At 62.2% G+C, this 15,674-nt stretch carries 13 protein-coding genes (1 of these 13 only partly in view); all 13 read left to right on the plus strand.

The window, feature by feature from the left end:
• On the plus strand, positions 1-312 hold the 3' portion of the coding sequence (locus NL154_RS17240) for a pseudouridine synthase (protein ID WP_210629988.1). It extends 492 nt beyond the left edge of the window; 312 of the gene's 804 nt are visible here — the last part of the coding sequence; its start codon lies off the left edge, out of view; the stop codon is at positions 310-312.
• Positions 309-1,022, plus strand: a complete 714-nt coding sequence (locus NL154_RS17245; RefSeq protein WP_210629987.1) for a phosphoribosyltransferase — start codon at positions 309-311, stop codon at positions 1,020-1,022. The genes NL154_RS17240 and NL154_RS17245 overlap by 4 nt, the downstream gene beginning before the upstream one ends.
• A 139-nt stretch (positions 1,023-1,161) precedes the next feature.
• On the plus strand, positions 1,162-2,904 hold the full coding sequence (locus NL154_RS17250) for an SLC13 family permease (protein ID WP_221154690.1): 1,743 nt from the start codon (positions 1,162-1,164) through the stop codon (positions 2,902-2,904).
• 85 nt (positions 2,905-2,989) lie between these two features.
• Positions 2,990-3,934, plus strand: coding sequence for a phosphoribosylaminoimidazolesuccinocarboxamide synthase (locus NL154_RS17255; protein ID WP_221123021.1), 945 nt, complete (start codon positions 2,990-2,992; stop codon positions 3,932-3,934).
• Between the two features lie 106 nt (positions 3,935-4,040).
• Positions 4,041-4,643 carry a TetR family transcriptional regulator gene (locus NL154_RS17260; protein ID WP_210629985.1) on the plus strand — a complete coding sequence of 201 codons (603 nt, stop codon included), beginning with the start codon at positions 4,041-4,043 and terminating at the stop codon, positions 4,641-4,643.
• Between the two features lie 158 nt (positions 4,644-4,801).
• A complete protein-coding gene (locus NL154_RS17265; RefSeq protein ID WP_434733106.1) occupies positions 4,802-6,010 on the plus strand; it encodes an efflux RND transporter periplasmic adaptor subunit in 1,209 nt (402 codons plus the stop codon).
• Between the two features lie 48 nt (positions 6,011-6,058).
• Positions 6,059-9,169 carry an efflux RND transporter permease subunit gene (locus NL154_RS17270; RefSeq protein ID WP_210629983.1) on the plus strand — a complete coding sequence of 1,037 codons (3,111 nt, stop codon included), beginning with the start codon at positions 6,059-6,061 and terminating at the stop codon, positions 9,167-9,169.
• 150 nt (positions 9,170-9,319) lie between these two features.
• On the plus strand, positions 9,320-10,756 hold the full coding sequence (locus NL154_RS17275; RefSeq protein WP_210629982.1) for an efflux transporter outer membrane subunit: 1,437 nt from the start codon (positions 9,320-9,322) through the stop codon (positions 10,754-10,756).
• A 163-nt stretch (positions 10,757-10,919) separates the two neighbouring features.
• On the plus strand, positions 10,920-11,963 hold the full coding sequence (locus NL154_RS17280; protein ID WP_221123015.1) for a LacI family DNA-binding transcriptional regulator: 1,044 nt from the start codon (positions 10,920-10,922) through the stop codon (positions 11,961-11,963).
• 1 nt (position 11,964) lies between these two features.
• On the plus strand, positions 11,965-12,987 hold the full coding sequence (locus NL154_RS17285) for an ABC transporter substrate-binding protein (protein ID WP_221146496.1): 1,023 nt from the start codon (positions 11,965-11,967) through the stop codon (positions 12,985-12,987).
• Between the two features lie 62 nt (positions 12,988-13,049).
• A complete protein-coding gene (locus tag NL154_RS17290) occupies positions 13,050-13,877 on the plus strand; it encodes an ABC transporter permease (protein ID WP_210629979.1) in 828 nt (275 codons plus the stop codon).
• A complete protein-coding gene (locus tag NL154_RS17295; RefSeq protein ID WP_210629978.1) occupies positions 13,874-14,653 on the plus strand; it encodes an ABC transporter permease in 780 nt (259 codons plus the stop codon). The genes NL154_RS17290 and NL154_RS17295 overlap by 4 nt, the downstream gene beginning before the upstream one ends.
• Positions 14,646-15,671, plus strand: a complete 1,026-nt coding sequence (locus tag NL154_RS17300; protein WP_210629977.1) for an ABC transporter ATP-binding protein — start codon at positions 14,646-14,648, stop codon at positions 15,669-15,671. The genes NL154_RS17295 and NL154_RS17300 overlap by 8 nt, the downstream gene beginning before the upstream one ends.
• The last annotated feature ends 3 nt before the right edge of the window (positions 15,672-15,674 follow it).

Here is a 15,674-nt window from a genome sequence, read left to right on the forward strand (position 1 = left end):
ATGGACGACGAGGAAATTGCCGCTATGACATCCGGCATCCGCCATGACGGCGAGTTGCTGACGGCAACCGCCACACGACGCCTGCGCCAGGGCGACAGGAACTCTTGGATCGAGGTCGAGCTCGATGAAGGCCGCAATCGCCAGATCCGCCGTATGCTGGAGGCGCTCGGCACCGAATGCTTGCGCCTTGTGCGGGTCGCCATCGGCGGGCTCGAACTCGGGGAACTTCCAAAGGGCGCCGTGCGTGCGTTGACAGAGGCAGAGTTGCAGGGGTTGCGTCGACGAGCCGGCATGGAAAGGGCGAGACGTTGACCGATGTGCCGGAGATCGAGCCGCATGAATTCTGGCAGGAGATCCATCCGCCCGGCACCTTTCCCGACGATCGGGAATTCACCACCTTCTATGTCGCCACGCTGGAAGACGGCCGCCAGCTTCGCCTGCCGATACGCGTGTTGGCAGATGGCGATCACGCCCTCGCTTCGCTGATCGTCAACCAGGCGAGCTTCGCCGTCCTCGACGCGTTGGCCGACGGTCTCGCCGAAAAGATCAGACCCATGGGCGTCGATGTCGTCGCCGGGCTGCCGACGCTCGGCTTGACGCTTGCCGCCGCCGTTGCGCAGAAGCTCGGCCACGGCCGCTACGTCCCTCTCGGCACCTCGCGCAAGTTCTGGTACCGCGACGAGCTCTCCGTTCCTCTGTCTTCGATCACCACCCCGACACAGGACAAGCGCCTCTATATCGATCCGCGCATGCTGCCGCTGCTGACCGGACGGCGCGTCGCCCTGATTGACGACGTCATTTCCAGCGGCGCCTCGATCGTCTCGGGCCTTGACCTGCTGACGGCCTGCGGCATCGAACCTGTCGTTATCGGCGCGGCCATGCTGCAATCGGAGCGGTGGCGCGATAGCCTCGCAGCCGCCGGGCCGCAGTGGGTCGCGCGCATCCGCGGTGTCTTCGCAACGCCCCTGCTGGAGCGGAATGCCGGGGGTCGCTGGCAGGTTTCGGCCCGATCGAAGACATGAGATTGTTCAATTTTTGCCGGCTGGCGCCTCTGTACAGCAGATGAGGAACGACTACAGTCCGCCCAAGGCAGTCACCCGGAAATCTGCAGCGGTTCCGGTACAGCGACATACCCCCATCGATGAAACACCGGATCCGCCCATGTCGTTCGAGCAAGCATCCCTGCTGATCCTTCTGCTGGCGATGCTCATTCTCTTCTCGCTCGAGCGCATACGCATCGAGGTGACTGCGATTGCCGGCCTGCTCGCCGGCTATGCGCTCGGACTTTATCCGGCCGACCAGATCTTCGCGGGCTTCGCCAGCCCCGTCGTTATCACCGTCATCGAAATCCTGCTGATCGTTCAGGTGCTGGCGCGCGCCAAACTCTTCAACAACCTCGCTGCGCGTGTCGCGGCCGCAAGACCCTCGAACTTCAAGATCATATCAGGCGCTTCCTCGCTTGCCGGCGTTCTTTCCATCTTCATGAACAATATCGGCGCCTTTGCAATCACCTTGCCGGTGGCGCTGCGGCTCGGCGTGGCACTCTCAATCCCCCGCCGTCAGCTCGTCATGCCCATCTCATTTGCCGCCCTGCTCGGCGGCCTCGTCTCGCTGATCGGCACGCCGGCCAACCTGCTCGTCAGCGACGCGCTTGCCAAGACGTCCGGTGCGGGCTTTCATTTCTTCGATTTCAGCTATGTCGGGCTGCCAGTCGCAATCGCCGGCATCCTGCTCATCGCCCTTCGGGTCCGATACTTGTTTCCGGAACCTGACGCAGTGCCGGCAACGCTCGCCCAGGGCTCGCGGCGCATCGTCGTCGAACGTCGCATTCCGGATGCTTCGCCGCTGATCGGCACACGGCTTTCCGAGTGTCTGACCCGCTTCGGCATCAAACCGCACGCGCTGATCCGTGACGGCAATTTTGTGTTTGGCCCGCTCGACCAGTCGATGGTCTGTGCGGGCGACGTGCTGCTTGCCGAAGGCGCCGATGACATCTTTGCCGACCTTGCCGCCACACAATCCCTGGTGGCCGATGCCCATCTGGACGGTCCGGCGCCGGATTTTACCCGGGTCGAAACCGTCGTCATGCCCGAAAGCACGCTGGTGGGTTCGCGCGTCAGCTCGCTCGAAGTCTTCCACCATCGCGGCATCGCAGTCACTGCTCTTTCCATGCGCACACCGCGCATCGAAGGCCGCTTTCTCGATCTGCAACTGTCGATCGGCGATATTTTGACGCTGGAAGGGCCGCGCACGGCAATCGCCGAAGCGCTGGAGGAAAGCGAGTGCCTGCCGCTTGCTCCGACAGCGTCAGCCGAACCGGCCCTCCTCTCCTGGCGGCCTTTCGCATTATTTGCCTGCGGCGTCGCGGCGTCGGCGGCGGGCCTGCATCCCGAGGTCGCTTTTGCGGGTGTCGTCCTCGTCCTCGCTTTGCTCAATCATCTCAACATCCGGCAGGGGATGGCCGACCTCAACTGGCCGATCATCATCATGCTCGCGGCGATGATTCCGATCGGCCAGGCAGTGGCCAGCACCGGGGCGGCCGAAGCCATTGCCGGCTGGCTGAGCCTCATCGTGCCGGTTAACCATCCGCTTTCCGGCATCGCCCTCATCCTCTTCCTCGCGATGGCGCTGACGCCCTTCGTCAACAACGCGACCGTCGCAATCGTGCTCGCCCCGATCGCACTCGAATTTGCGAAGATCGGGCGGCACGCACCCGACGCCTATCTGATCGCGGTCGCCGTCGGAGCCTCGCTCGATTTTCTGACGCCCTTCGGCCATCACAACAACACGCTGGCGATGGGCGTCGGCGGCTACCGCTTCAGCGACTTCCCGCGGGCCGGCTGGCCGCTTGCCGTCGCAACTTACGGCCTCGCTCTGTTTCTTCTGGTTCTGTTCTGGCTGTGATGCCATAGTCGGCTCGGCTTGAACTTCGCCGGTAATGAAACTAGAGCAGGAAGCCTTCAGCCAAAGACAAGGACAGTCGAACGCCGTGCGAATCCTCTCCGAAGCCCATTTCCCGGAACTGCCGAACTACTATCGCGGCAAGGTGCGCGAGAATTACGACCTTCCCGACGGACGCCGCATCATCGTCAGCACTGATCGCCTCAGCGCTTTCGACCGTATTCTTACCTGTATTCCCTATAAGGGCCAGGTGCTGACGCAGACCGCACGTTACTGGTTCGAGGCGACGAAGGACATTTGCCCGAACCATGTGCTCGACTATCCCGATCCGAACGTGGTCATCGGCAAGCGGCTCGACATCCTGCCGGTTGAAATCGTCGTGCGCGGTTATCTCGCCGGCACCACCGGCACCTCGATCCTGACCCTCTATAAGAAGGGTGAGCGGGAGATGTACGGCATGCGTCTGCCGGACGGTATGCGCGACAATCAGATCCTGCCGGAACCGGTCATTACGCCGACCAGCAAGGAATTCGACGGAGGCCATGACGAACCGCTGACGCCTGCCGAAATCGTCACGCGAGGACTTCTGACCAGCCACCAGTGGGAAACCTTGTCGAAATATGCGCTTGCGCTCTTTGCCCGCGGCCAGGAAATGGCCGCGAAGCGAGGCCTGATCCTCGTCGATACCAAATATGAATTCGGCACCGATGGCGACGGCAACATCATCCTCGCCGATGAGATCCACACGCCGGACAGCAGCCGCTACTGGCTTGCCGACAGCTACCCGGCAAGCTTTGCCGCCGGAAAGCGGCCGGAAAGTTTCGACAAGGATTTCGTCCGCGCCTGGGTGGCGGAGCGTTGCGACCCCTACAAGGATGAAATCCCTGAAATCCCCACCGAACTGATCGAGCAGACCTCGGCCGTCTATATCAGGGCCTACGAGGCGATAACCGGCGAGCGCTTTGTTCCCGACAATAGCGGCGAGACGCCGCTTGCCCGTGTCCGAAACAATCTCGCCCGCTATTTCCCTTGAAAAGGCGACACGAGAGCCGCCGGGCCTTGCATCGGCTTGGCAGTTTTCGCTGAATAGCGCTAGCATCGGCAAAAAGGGATACCGGGCGCGGCCCGGCGGGGGACGGATGGTAAGAAGGCCGAGACGCAAGGCCGAGGAAACGCGACAGGACATCCTCTCCATGGCGGAGATGCTGTTTCGCGAACGTGGCTTCGCCGCGGTGTCGATCGCCGATATATCAGGCGCGCTGCACATGTCGCCCGCCAATGTCTTCAAGCATTTCCGTTCCAAGGTGGCACTGGTCGATGCCATCGCCGGGCGACATCTCGACAATGCCGCCGAGCGTTTTGTCCCTCTCGACCAGACCATGCCCGCGAAAGAGCAACTGCTTCGCTTCGTCCTGCGCCTGCTGGAGGGCCATCTGCAGGATATCCAGAAGAGCCCTTACATCTTCGAAATGGTGCTTTCGACCATCGAAGCCAAACTCGAAGCCGGCAATCGCTATCGCGCCCGTATCGAGGAGAAAATCGGCGAGATCATCCGCAAAGGCATGGTGGAAGGACGTTATCATTGCCGCGATCCCGAGCGTGCGGCGCAGACCGTCGCCGATGTGCTTGCCTGCGTGCTGCACCCTGTCCTCATCGTCCGCGACGACAAGGAGACGCTGGTGCATCGTGCCGAGGAAATCGTCGGCTTCGTCGATGCCGCACTGCAAAATAGCGCTTGCTAAGTGACGGTTGCTGACTTACGTCACTTCGTAAAGCTTTTGTTAGACTCGGGATTATGGCATTTGAGGCCAAGCTCATCCTGACGCTTACATAAGCCTGCGCTCGGCCCGGCCGGGCCCGTGGATCGAACGGCGATTGCCACCGCATGAGGGAATTCAGAATGATTCGGCGTGCCGTCCTCATCTCCTCGGCCCTGCTGGCCGGCGCATTGCTTGGCGCCTGCAGCGACAATGCCGGCAAGCCCGCGGGCAATGCCGGCGCGGCCGCGCAGCAGGCGATCCCCGTCGGCGTGATCGCCTTGACGAAGGCGAATTTCCCGATCACGACAATTCTTCCTGGCCGCGCCGAAGCTTTCCAGACGGCCGATATCCGGCCGCAGGTGAGCGGCATCATCCGCGAGATCGCCTTCAAGGAAGGCGGCGAGATCAAGAAGGGCGACCTTCTCTATCAGATCGAGGATGCGCCCTATATCGCCGCCGTCGAGCAGGCTAAGGCGGCCATCTCCAAGGCCGAGGCGAGCGTGCCGAGCGCTGAAAGCAATCTCGAACGCTACCAGCGCCTCGTCGGCAGCGGCGCCACCCAGATCGAATACGAGACGGCGAGAACGACGCTTCTCCAGGCGAAGGCCGAGGTCGAGGCGGCAAAGGCTGCCCTTTCCGCGGCACAGATCGACCTCGACCATACGAAGATCGTCGCGCCCTTCGACGGCGTCATCGACCAGACCGCCTACAATATCGGCAACGTCGTCTCGGCCAACCAGACGACGGCGCTGACGACGATCCGGCAGCTCGATCCGATCTATATTTCGCTGACGGAATCGAGCACCAACCTGCTGAGGCTGCGCGATGCGATGGCCGCCGGCGATATCAAGGGCGCGGAGAATGTCGCCTTCCACCTGATCCTTGAAGACGGCAAGGAATATAATCAGCAGGGGAAGCTCGACATGTCGAAGCAGGTGGTCAGCGAGACCACAGGCACCTTCATCATCCGTGTGCTCTTCCCCAATCCCGATCGCATCGTCCTGCCCGGCATGTATGTCCGCGCCACGGTCGCGCTCGGCGCCGAAACCGGTTATGCGCTGCCGCAGCTGGCGACGAGCCGTGACGCCAACGGCCGGTTGACGGCGCAATTCGTTTCCGCCGACGGCAAGGTCGAAACCCGCGCCTTCGAGAACAGCTCGCCCTCTAATAATTCCTGGCTGGTAACCGAAGGCATCAAGGACGGCGATCAGCTGGTCGTCACCGGTCTGCAGTCGGTCACGGCGGGCATGCCGGTGAAGCCGGTTCCGATGGAGATCAACGACAATGGCGTGGTCGTGGCTGCCGAGCAGCCCGCGGCCGGTGACGCTGAGACGCCCGCAGCGAAGTAATCGCTGCGAGGCCGCATCGTCACCGTCTCAGCCGCACAGGAACAACCAATGGCCAAGTTTTTCATCCGACGTCCGATTTTCGCCTGGGTCATTGCGATCACCATCATGCTCGCCGGCCTGCTGGCGATCTTCACCCTGTCGATTTCGCAATATCCCGACATCGCCCCGACGACGGTGCGCATCAACGCCACCTATCGCGGCGCCAGCGCCGAGACCGTCGAAAAATCGGTAACGACGATCATCGAAGACGGCATGACCGGCCTGGACGACCTCACCTATATGACTTCGACTTCGTCGACCGGATCGGCCAGCATCCAGCTCACCTTCGGAACCAGCATCGATCCCGACATCGCCCAGGTGCAGGTGCAGAACAAGCTGCAGCTGGTCCAGTCGCAGCTTCCGGGCGACGTTATCGATGCCGGCATCAGCGTGACGCGCTCGACTTCGAGCATTCTCCTCGTCGGCTCGCTCGTTTCAACTGACGGCAAGCGCAATTCGGTCGATCTCGGCAACATCATGTCGACCTCCATCGAGGACCAGATCCAGCGCCTGGAAGGCGTGGGCAGCATCAACGTCTTCGGTTCCGGATACGCCATGCGCATCTGGCTCGATCCCTTCAAGCTGGTGAAATACCAGCTGACGCCGAGCGACGTCACAGCAGCGATCCAGGCGCAGAACACCCAGGTCTCCGTCGGTTCGCTCGGCGCCCAGCCGACGATCCCCGGTCAGCAGCTCAATGTCACCATCACCGCGCAAAGCCAGCTCACCACCGTCGCCGACTTCGAGCACATCATCCTGAAGGTCGAAAAGGACGGCGCGACGGTGCGCCTGAGCGATGTCTCGCGCATCGAGATCGGTCAGGAAAGCTACGGCGGCAGTTCGCGCTACAACGGCCTGCCTTCGAGCGGTTTCGCCGTCAACCTCGCAATCGGCGCCAACGCCATCGATACCGCCGCACGCGTTCGATCCGCGCTCGATGTCATCGGCCGCACCTTGCCGGAAGGTGTGAAGATCACCTATCCCTATGACACGACGCCCTTCGTGGAGCTGTCGATCGAGAAGGTCGTGCATACACTGATTGAGGCAATCGTGCTCGTTTTCGTGGTGCTGCTCGTCTTCCTGCAGAATCTGCGCGCCACGCTCATTCCGACCATCGCCGTTCCGGTGGTGTTGCTCGGCACCTTCGGGGTGCTGGCGGCCACCGGCTATTCGATCAATACCTTGACGATGTTCGCCATGGTTCTGGCGATCGGCCTTCTCGTCGACGATGCGATCGTCGTCGTCGAAAACGTCGAGCGCATCATGTCCGAAGAGAAGCTTTCGCCGCTCGAAGCGACGGAGAAATCGATGGGCGAGATCACCGGCGCCATCGTCGGCATTGCGCTCGTGCTGACCGCCGTCTTCATTCCGATGGCCTTCTTCGGCGGCTCGACCGGCATCATCTATCGCCAGTTTTCGATCACCATCGTCTCGGCCATGCTGCTGTCGGCGCTCGTCGCCATCGTGCTGACGCCGGCGCTCTGCGCCACGATGCTGAAGCCGGTCAGCGAACACGGGAAACACCGCGTCGGCGACTGGTTCAACCGCAACTTCACGCGCTCGACCAACGGCTATGTCTGGACTATCGGCTATCTCTTGAAGCGGCCGATCCGCGTCATGCTGGTCTTCCTTCTCGTCGGCGCCGGCTGTGCCTATCTCTTCACCCGGCTGCCGAGTTCCTTCCTGCCGCAGGAAGATCAGGGCGTGCTGCTGACCATCGTCACCACGCCGCCAGGCTCGACCACGCAGCAGACGCAGGCCGTCGTCGAGAAGGTGGAGCACTATTATCGCGAGAAGGAGAAGGATGCCGTCGAGTCCGTCTTCGGCGCACTCGGCTTTGGCTTCAGCGGCTCCGGCCAGAACAGCGCCATCGTTTTCACCAAGCTCAAGGATTTTTCGCTGCGCACCGATCCAAATCTGAGCGCCCAGTCGGTCGTCAACCGGGCCCTGCGCAGCTTCTTTGCGATGCGCGAGGCACAGGTTTTCGCGCTCCTGCCGCCGGCGATTCAGGGCCTCGGCGTGTCGAGCGGCTTTTCCATGTATCTCGTCGATACCGGCGGCCACGGCAGCGACGCGCTGACGGCTGCTTCCAAGCGGCTGATCCAGATGGGCAACAGCTCGGGTAAAATCGTGGCGCTGCGCAGCAGCAACAAGGAAGTCGAGCCGCAGATGCGCATCGTGCTCGATCAGGAGAAGATCGGCGCCATGGGCGTCGACATCGCCTCGGTCAATTCGATGTTGTCGATCATCTTCACCGGCCGCGACGTCAACGACTTCACCCTGAACGGCGAGATCAAGCCGGTCTACGTCCAGGGCGACGCGCCCTTCCGCATGCAGCCGGACGATCTTAATCACTGGTATGCCCGCAACACGGCCGGCGAGATGGTGCCCTTCTCCGCCTTCACCAAAACCGAATGGGTGAAGGGCGCACCTTCGCTTGCCCGCTTCAACGCCGTCAGCGCCATTCCGCTCGATGGCGCCGCCGCGCCCGGCGTGTCATCCGGCGATGCCATGAACGAAATGGAAGCGCTGACCGAGCAACTCGGCGGCGGTTACACCGTCGCCTGGCAGGGCATTTCCTACCAGGAGCGCCTTTCCGGCTCACAGGCGCCGATGCTCTATGCAATCTCGGTTCTCGTCGTCTTCCTCTGCCTGGCAGCGCTTTACGAGAGCTGGTCGATCCCCTTCTCGGTAATCATGGCAGTGCCGGTCGGCGTCCTTGGTGCTCTGGCGGCGGCAACACTCTTCGGCCAGTCCAACGATGTGTATTTCAAGGTCGGCTTGCTCACCACGATCGGCCTGGCGGCGAAGAACGCGATCCTGATCGTCGAATTCGCCAAGGATCGCACGGAAAGCGGCATGGGGCTTTTCGAGGCGACACTGGAGGCGGCGCGGCTGCGCCTGCGGCCGATCATCATGACATCGCTTGCCTTCATTCTCGGCGTCGTGCCTCTGGCGATCGCTACGGGCGCGGGCTCGGCGGCCCAGAACGCTATCGGCCTCGGCGTTCTCGGCGGCATGCTGTCGGCAACGATGCTCGGAATTTTCTTCGTACCGTCCTTCTACGTCGTCATTCGACGCATCTTTGCCACACGCGACAAAAATGCGGCAGGAGTGTGATATAAATGCACTGTGATAATGCTGTTCCGATTGCTACATTGCGCCCGACTGCTTCGGTGTGTGTGTTTGTGGTTGGACGAGGCGCGGCTGCGATAGTGAAGCATGAAGCTTCGGACAAGAATTGACTTGCTCGAGTACAGGATGAAATGAATGGTATCTCTTCGTTTTGCCACACCGGCATTATTGTTATTACTGTCGGGCTGCGTTGTTGGCCCGGATCATGCTCCTCCTGAAATGCCGCTGCCCGCTAAATTCGGAGAAGGCGGAACAAAAAGTATAGGCGACGTTGCTACCGCAGCCTGGTGGACCGCCTTCAACGACCCCAAACTGAATGGCTATGTTCAGGCCGGCCTTGATCAGAATCTGACGGTCCAGCAGGCGATCGAACGTATCAACGCGGCCTCCGCAAACGTCACTGTCGCCGGAGCGGGCGCCCTGCCGAACCTGAACGTCGGCGCCTCTCACACGGTCAGCGGCCAGAGGGGCGAACTGCGCACGCAGTTCGACACGCGCAACACCAGCGCCGGCGACGTCCAGCTGAGCTGGCTGCTCGATCTCTTCGGGCTCTACAAGCGCAGCACCGAAAGCGCGCTCGCTTCGCTCGACTCCGCCTACGCGTCGGCTGATGTTGCTAAGCTGACCCTCGTGCAGGATCTCGTCTCCAGCTATATCGACGTCCGCTATTATCAGCAGCGTCTGGCGCTTTCGAGGGCCAACCTGAAGTCTCGTCAGGAAACCTACGAACTGACCAAGTTCCAGCTGGAAGCCGGCGCTGCCTCGCGTCTCGACGTCGTTCAGGCCGAAGGCCTCGTACAGTCGACGCTCGCTGAAATTCCCGGCCTCGAAACCAACATCCGCATATCGGCCCATCACATCGCCACGTTGCTCGGCCTACCGGCCTCGGCCCTCGTCAATGAGCTGCTGAAGGGCCGCGGTCAGCCAGTATTCCGTGGCGGCATCAACTCGGGCATCCCTGCGGACCTGATCCGCAACCGTCCCGACATTCGCGTCGCCGAGCGCGATCTCGCCGCCGCAACGGCCAATATCGGTGTTGCCGAGGCCCAGCTTTATCCGAGCATCTCGCTCAGCGGCTCGATCTCGCCGTCCTACATCAACCAGCGCGGCATCCATGGCGACCTGACCCCCTGGTCCTTCGGTCCGACCCTCAACTTGCCGATCTTCGATGGCGGCCGTCTGCGCGCCAACGTCAAGTCGGCCCAGTCCACTGCCGCGACCGCCTATCTCAACTGGAAGTCGACGGTGCTGTCTGCGGTCGAACAGGTCGAGAACGCACTCGCGGCTGTCCGGCGCGACGCCCAAACGGTCGCCGCCCTACAGGCCCAGGTGAAGACCACTCAGGAAACGCTCGAACTATCGACCGCGTCCTACAAGGACGGCGCCTCGTCGCTGCTCGACGTTCTCGATGCGCAGCGCCAGGTTTCGCTTGCCCAGGCAAGCCTTGCCCAGGCGGTCCAGCAGATGGCCAAGGATTACGTCTCGCTGAACATCGCGGTCGGCGGGGGCTACGCACCCGGCGGCAAGACCACCGCGACGGTGGCGTCTGTGCCGGCAAAGGCCAAGAGCTGAGCGGCTTTTCGCCATTCTGAAATTACCAAACCCCGCGATTGCCTCGCGGGGTTTTTCATTGCCGGCAATATCCCGGAATACTCGCGCCCCAGACGAATTTGGATTCGACAAGCAGAAGGAGCTGCTATAGGACTGATTAAACGATTAATCAGAATGCTAGATCATGGCGTCATCGCGCTCCGGACCGAACCTCAGCAGGATTGCGACCTCCCTCGGCGTTTCCATTGCCACGGTCTCCAATGCGCTTTCCGGTAAAGGTCGGGTCTCCGGCCCGTTGGTCGAACGGATCCGCGAACATGCCGCCGAACTGGGCTATGTCCCGAGCCAGGCCGGCCGAGCGCTTAGGACCGGCCGCAGCGGCGTTCTCGGCCTGGTATTGCCCGATATCGCTAATCCTCTGTTTCCGAAGATCGCACAGGCGATCGAATATGCCGCCTCCATCGCCGGTTACGGCGTGCTGATCGCCGACTCCCGTGGCGATGCTGCCGCCCAGACCGAGGCGATCGATCGTCTCGTCGAACGCGGCGTCGACGGCCTGATCATTGTTCCCCGCCGCGCCACCCGCATTTCGTCCGCCGCTTGCCCAGTCGCTCTCATCGACACCCCCTCGACGCCAGGCAACACCGTTTCAGCCGACCATTGGCAGGGCGGCCGCGAAATTGCTCTCCATCTCGCGGACCTCGGCCACCAGCGCATCCTCATCATCGGCAACAACCAGGAATCCAGCGTTCAGAACGACCGCGCCGATGGGATTCGCGCCGGTATGCACGCGGGCATGCATGCCGAAACGCTGTGGATCGGGAAGGTGGAGCAGGATGGCGGCAGCGGCTGTCCGCTCGGCCTCGCCGAAAAGGTGCGGGAGGGTTTTACCGCTTTCGCGGCTCTCTCCGATCTGCAGGCGTTGCGCGCGCTGACCGAGCTGCAGCAGGCCGGCATCAGCGTTCCCGGCGATGTCAGCGTCACCGGCTTCGACGACCTCATCTGGTCGCCTGTTGTCACACCGTCGCTGACGACGGTAAGGATGGACATGGATAGAATTGCCGGAATTGCCGTATCGGCGCTGGCCGATACCATCAGAAAAAGCCGCGTCCGGGAAGGCGTGCTCGTTACCGCGGAAATCGAACGCGTCGCAATGCAGCTGATTGTCCGCCAATCATCCGGGCCTGCGAGTCCGGCAACAAAAACCTCAGAGATGGAGAACATGTAAGATGAAAAAAGCTCTCATGGCGTCGGCGGCACTCGCCGCACTGTCGCCGTTTGCCGCCTCCGCAGCCGAACGAACGCTGACCATTTCCGTCTATGCCTTCGCCCAGGACGACTTCAAGACGCTGGTCTATGATCCGTTCGAAGCCCAATGCGGCTGCAAGCTGGTGGTCGAGACCGGCAACAGCGTCGAGCGGCTGGCCAAGATGGAGGCGAACAAGGCCAACCCCGTGGTCGATCTCGCCGCCGTTTCGATGGCGGATGCGCTTGCCGCATCGCGCGCCGGACTGACCGACAAGATCGATACGACGAAACTTGCCAATTTCGACAAGCTCTACGACGTCGCCAAGGACCCGAACGGCGACGGCATGAGCGTCGGCTACACTTTCTATGCCACGTCGATCGCTTATCGTTCCGACAAGATGAAAATCGAGTCCTGGGCCGATCTTCTGAAGCCGGAATATGTCGGCCATGTCGCCTTCCCGAACGTCACAACCAATCAGGGCCCGCCGGCGCTCTATATGCTGGGCCTGTCGCTCGGCAAGGATACGCCTGATCTGCAAGGCCCGATTGAGGCGCTGGGCGAAAAGAAGGACGACATCGTCACCTTCTATGAAAAGTCCTCGCAGCTCGTGCAGCTCATGCAGCAGGAGGAAATCTGGGCAGCCCCCATCGGCCGTTTCTCCTGGGCCGGCTTCACCAAGCTCGACCTTCCCGTCGCCTGGGCGACGCCGAAGGAGGGGCAGACCGGCGGCATGAACGTGCTGGTGTTGACCAAGGGTTCGAAAAACCAGGATCTCGCCATGCAGTTCATGGATTTCTGGCTTTCGACCGCGATCCAGACCAAGCTCGCCGAAAAGCTGATCGACAGCCCCGCCAATAGCGAGGTCAAGCTTTCGGAAGCTGCGGCCGGCAACCTCACCTATGGCGAGGAAACGGCCAAGAGCCTCAAACTGATCCCTTCCGCCATCGCCCTCGACAACCGCGCCGGTTGGCTGAAGACCTGGAACGAGAAGGTCGGCCAGTAGAGCCCGCATGAACCCGCCCCGGCCGCTCGCCGGGGCCATCTCCTCTCCTCGAAAGGCGTCTCATGTTCCAGAACCGCGCGGAAGCCCTGGCGCTTGCCTTGCCGGCAGCCGTCTTTGCGACGGTGGTCTTTCTGCTGCCCGTCGCAATCCTGCTGTCGGAGGGTTTCCGCGCCGATGGTGCCTGGACGCTGTCGGCCTATACCGGCTTCTTTTCCGAGACGCTGAACCGCACCGTTTTCCTGCGCTCCTTCCGGCTCGCCCTCGAGGTCACCGCCGTCTCGGCCGTCATCGGCTACGCCGCAGCCTTTGCCATCGTCAACCTGCCGGCGAACGGCAAAGGCCGCATGATCGGCCTCATCACCCTACCGCTGATGATTTCGCCGGTGGCCCGCACCTATGCCTGGATTGTCATTCTCGGCCGCACCGGTATCGTCAACCAGGCGATCACGGGCCTCGGTTTCAGCGCCGAACCGCTGCGCCTGCTCTTCACCGAGACCGCCGTCTTCATCGGCCTCCTGCAGCTATTCCTGCCGCTGATGATCCTGTCGTTGATCAGTGCGCTCGAAAACATCCCGAGGGATGCGATCCCGGCTGCCCGCGTGCTCGGCGCCAACTGGTTGCAGGCCTTTTGGAAGGTCGTCCTGCCGCTGACGCGCGAGGGTCTCGTCATCGGCGGCACGCTCGTCTTCACCGGCTCGCTCACCGCCTACATCACGCCGGCCATCCTCGGCGGTTCCAAGGTGCTGATGCTCGAAACGCTGATGTATCAGCAGGTGTCCGTCGCCAATGATTTCGTCTCGGCAAGCGTCATCGCCTTCATCCTGATCGTCATGAGCTTTGCCGCCAACATCCTGCTGAAACGCCTTGCGACGGCGAGGAGCCGCAGATGAGCATCCGTCTCCTTTCGCCTGTCGTGCTCCTCCTGCTGCTGATCTTCCTGATCGGCCCGTTCCTGATCATCATTGCCGCCTCGCTCTCGGCGGGCGATACGCTGGCCTTTCCGCCGCAAGGCCTGTCGCTGCGCTGGGTGATGAAGGTCTTCACCATCGAAAGCTTCCGCGACAGCTTCGCCATGTCGCTGTTCCTTGCCGTCTTCGGAACGCTCGCAGCCCTCATCCTCGGCATCCCGGCCGCCTATGCCTTGTCGCGTTACCCAATGCCCGCCGCCGAAACCGTCCGCACCATCGTCTCGCTGCCGATCATCGTCCCCGGCATCATCGTCGGCCTGGCATTGCTGCGTTATCTCGTCGTGCCCTTCGGCTTCAACATCACGCTTGCGCTGTTCTTTGCCCATGCGGCCCTCGTACTGCCCTATGCCGTGCGCGTCGTTTCGGCGAGCCTCGACAATCTGCGCGCGGATATCGAGGAAGCAGCCGTCCTGCTCGGCTCCTCCAGGCTCGGTGCCTTCTTCCGCGTGGTGATGCCGAATATCCGCGGCGGCATCCTGGCCGCCTTCATCCTCGGCTTCGTCACCAGCTTCAATCAGGTGCCGGTCTCGCTCTTCCTTTCCGGCCCGGGTGTGCGGACACTGCCGATCGACATGCTGGGCTATATGGAAACCACCTACGATCCTTCGATCGCGGCGCTCTCCGCCCTTCTCGCTTTCCTCTCGATCGGTATCGTCTTCCTCGCCGAACGCTTCCTGGGATTCTCGCGTTATGTCTGATGCCTATCTCAAACTCGACAAGCTGACGCTTCGCTATGGTGATACGGTCGCCGTCAGGGATCTCGACCTTGCGATCGCCAAGGGCGAGCTCGTCGCTCTTCTCGGCCCGTCCGGCTGCGGCAAGACGACAACGATGCGCGCCATTGCCGGCCTGCTGAAGCCCGCTTCCGGCCGCATTGGCCTCGACGGCGCCGATATAACCCGCGTCTCCGCCAACAAACGCGCGGTCGGCCTCGTCTTCCAGTCCTACGCGCTTTTCCCGCATCTGACGGTCTACGAAAACGTCGCCTTCGGCCTGCGCCTCAAGGGCATTTCGGGCGCGAACCTCGATGCCCGCGTCGGCGCCGGCCTGAAATCCGTCGGCCTGACCAGCTTCGCCGGCCGAAAGCCTGCCGAACTGTCCGGCGGCCAGCAGCAGCGCGTCGCAATGGTGCGATCCATGGTGATGGAGCCGAAGGTGCTGCTGCTCGACGAACCGCTCTCCAACCTCGACGCCCGGCTTCGTCTCGAAATGCGCGCGGAATTGCAGCGCGTGCAGAAGGAGACCGGCGTCACCATGATCTTCGTCACTCACGATCAGGTGGAAGCCCTGGCCCTCGCCGACCGCATCGTCGTGATGCTGAACGGCGGCATCGAACAGATCGGCACGCCGGAGGAGATCTATAACAATCCCGCCTCCGCCTTCGTCGCCGATTTCGTCGGCTTCGAAAATGTCTTCGCTCTGAAGGACGGAAAACTTGTGACGCCGCACGGCCCCGCAGCACTCTCCGAACCGCCGCCCCAGGCTGTGGCCGGCCTGGCCTGGCGCCCGCGTACGGTGACCATCGGCTCCGGTCCGTTCCAAGGTACGGTGCGCGGCACGTCTTTCGCCGGCAATACACGCGAATACCTCCTCCAAACGCCGCTTGGGCCTATAAAGGCTGAAATCGACGCGAGCTTGCCGCCGCACGAGATCGGCAGTGAGCTCGCCTTCAATCTGCCGGTCGCCAGAGCGGCCAACCTCAAGCGCTTCGGGTGACAT

Source organism: Rhizobium sp. YTUHZ044 (assembly GCF_051123975.1).
Lineage (GTDB): Bacteria > Pseudomonadota > Alphaproteobacteria > Rhizobiales > Rhizobiaceae > Rhizobium.

Bases quoted from the DNA above. Each gene is read 5' to 3' on its own strand.
- NL154_RS17260 (WP_210629985.1), top strand. From the start codon at position 4,041: ATGGTAAGAAGGCCGAGACGCAAGGCCGAGGAAACGCGACAGGACATC.
- NL154_RS17280 (WP_221123015.1), top strand. From the start codon at position 10,920: ATGGCGTCATCGCGCTCCGGACCGAACCTCAGCAGGATTGCGACCTCC.
- NL154_RS17270 (WP_210629983.1), top strand. From the start codon at position 6,059: ATGGCCAAGTTTTTCATCCGACGTCCGATTTTCGCCTGGGTCATTGCG.
- NL154_RS17295 (WP_210629978.1), top strand. From the start codon at position 13,874: ATGAGCATCCGTCTCCTTTCGCCTGTCGTGCTCCTCCTGCTGCTGATC.
- NL154_RS17250 (WP_221154690.1), top strand. From the start codon at position 1,162: ATGTCGTTCGAGCAAGCATCCCTGCTGATCCTTCTGCTGGCGATGCTC.
- NL154_RS17275 (WP_210629982.1), top strand. From the start codon at position 9,320: ATGGTATCTCTTCGTTTTGCCACACCGGCATTATTGTTATTACTGTCG.
- NL154_RS17285 (WP_221146496.1), top strand. From the start codon at position 11,965: ATGAAAAAAGCTCTCATGGCGTCGGCGGCACTCGCCGCACTGTCGCCG.
- NL154_RS17265 (WP_434733106.1), top strand. From the start codon at position 4,802: ATGATTCGGCGTGCCGTCCTCATCTCCTCGGCCCTGCTGGCCGGCGCA.
- NL154_RS17300 (WP_210629977.1), top strand. From the start codon at position 14,646: ATGTCTGATGCCTATCTCAAACTCGACAAGCTGACGCTTCGCTATGGT.
- NL154_RS17290 (WP_210629979.1), top strand. From the start codon at position 13,050: ATGTTCCAGAACCGCGCGGAAGCCCTGGCGCTTGCCTTGCCGGCAGCC.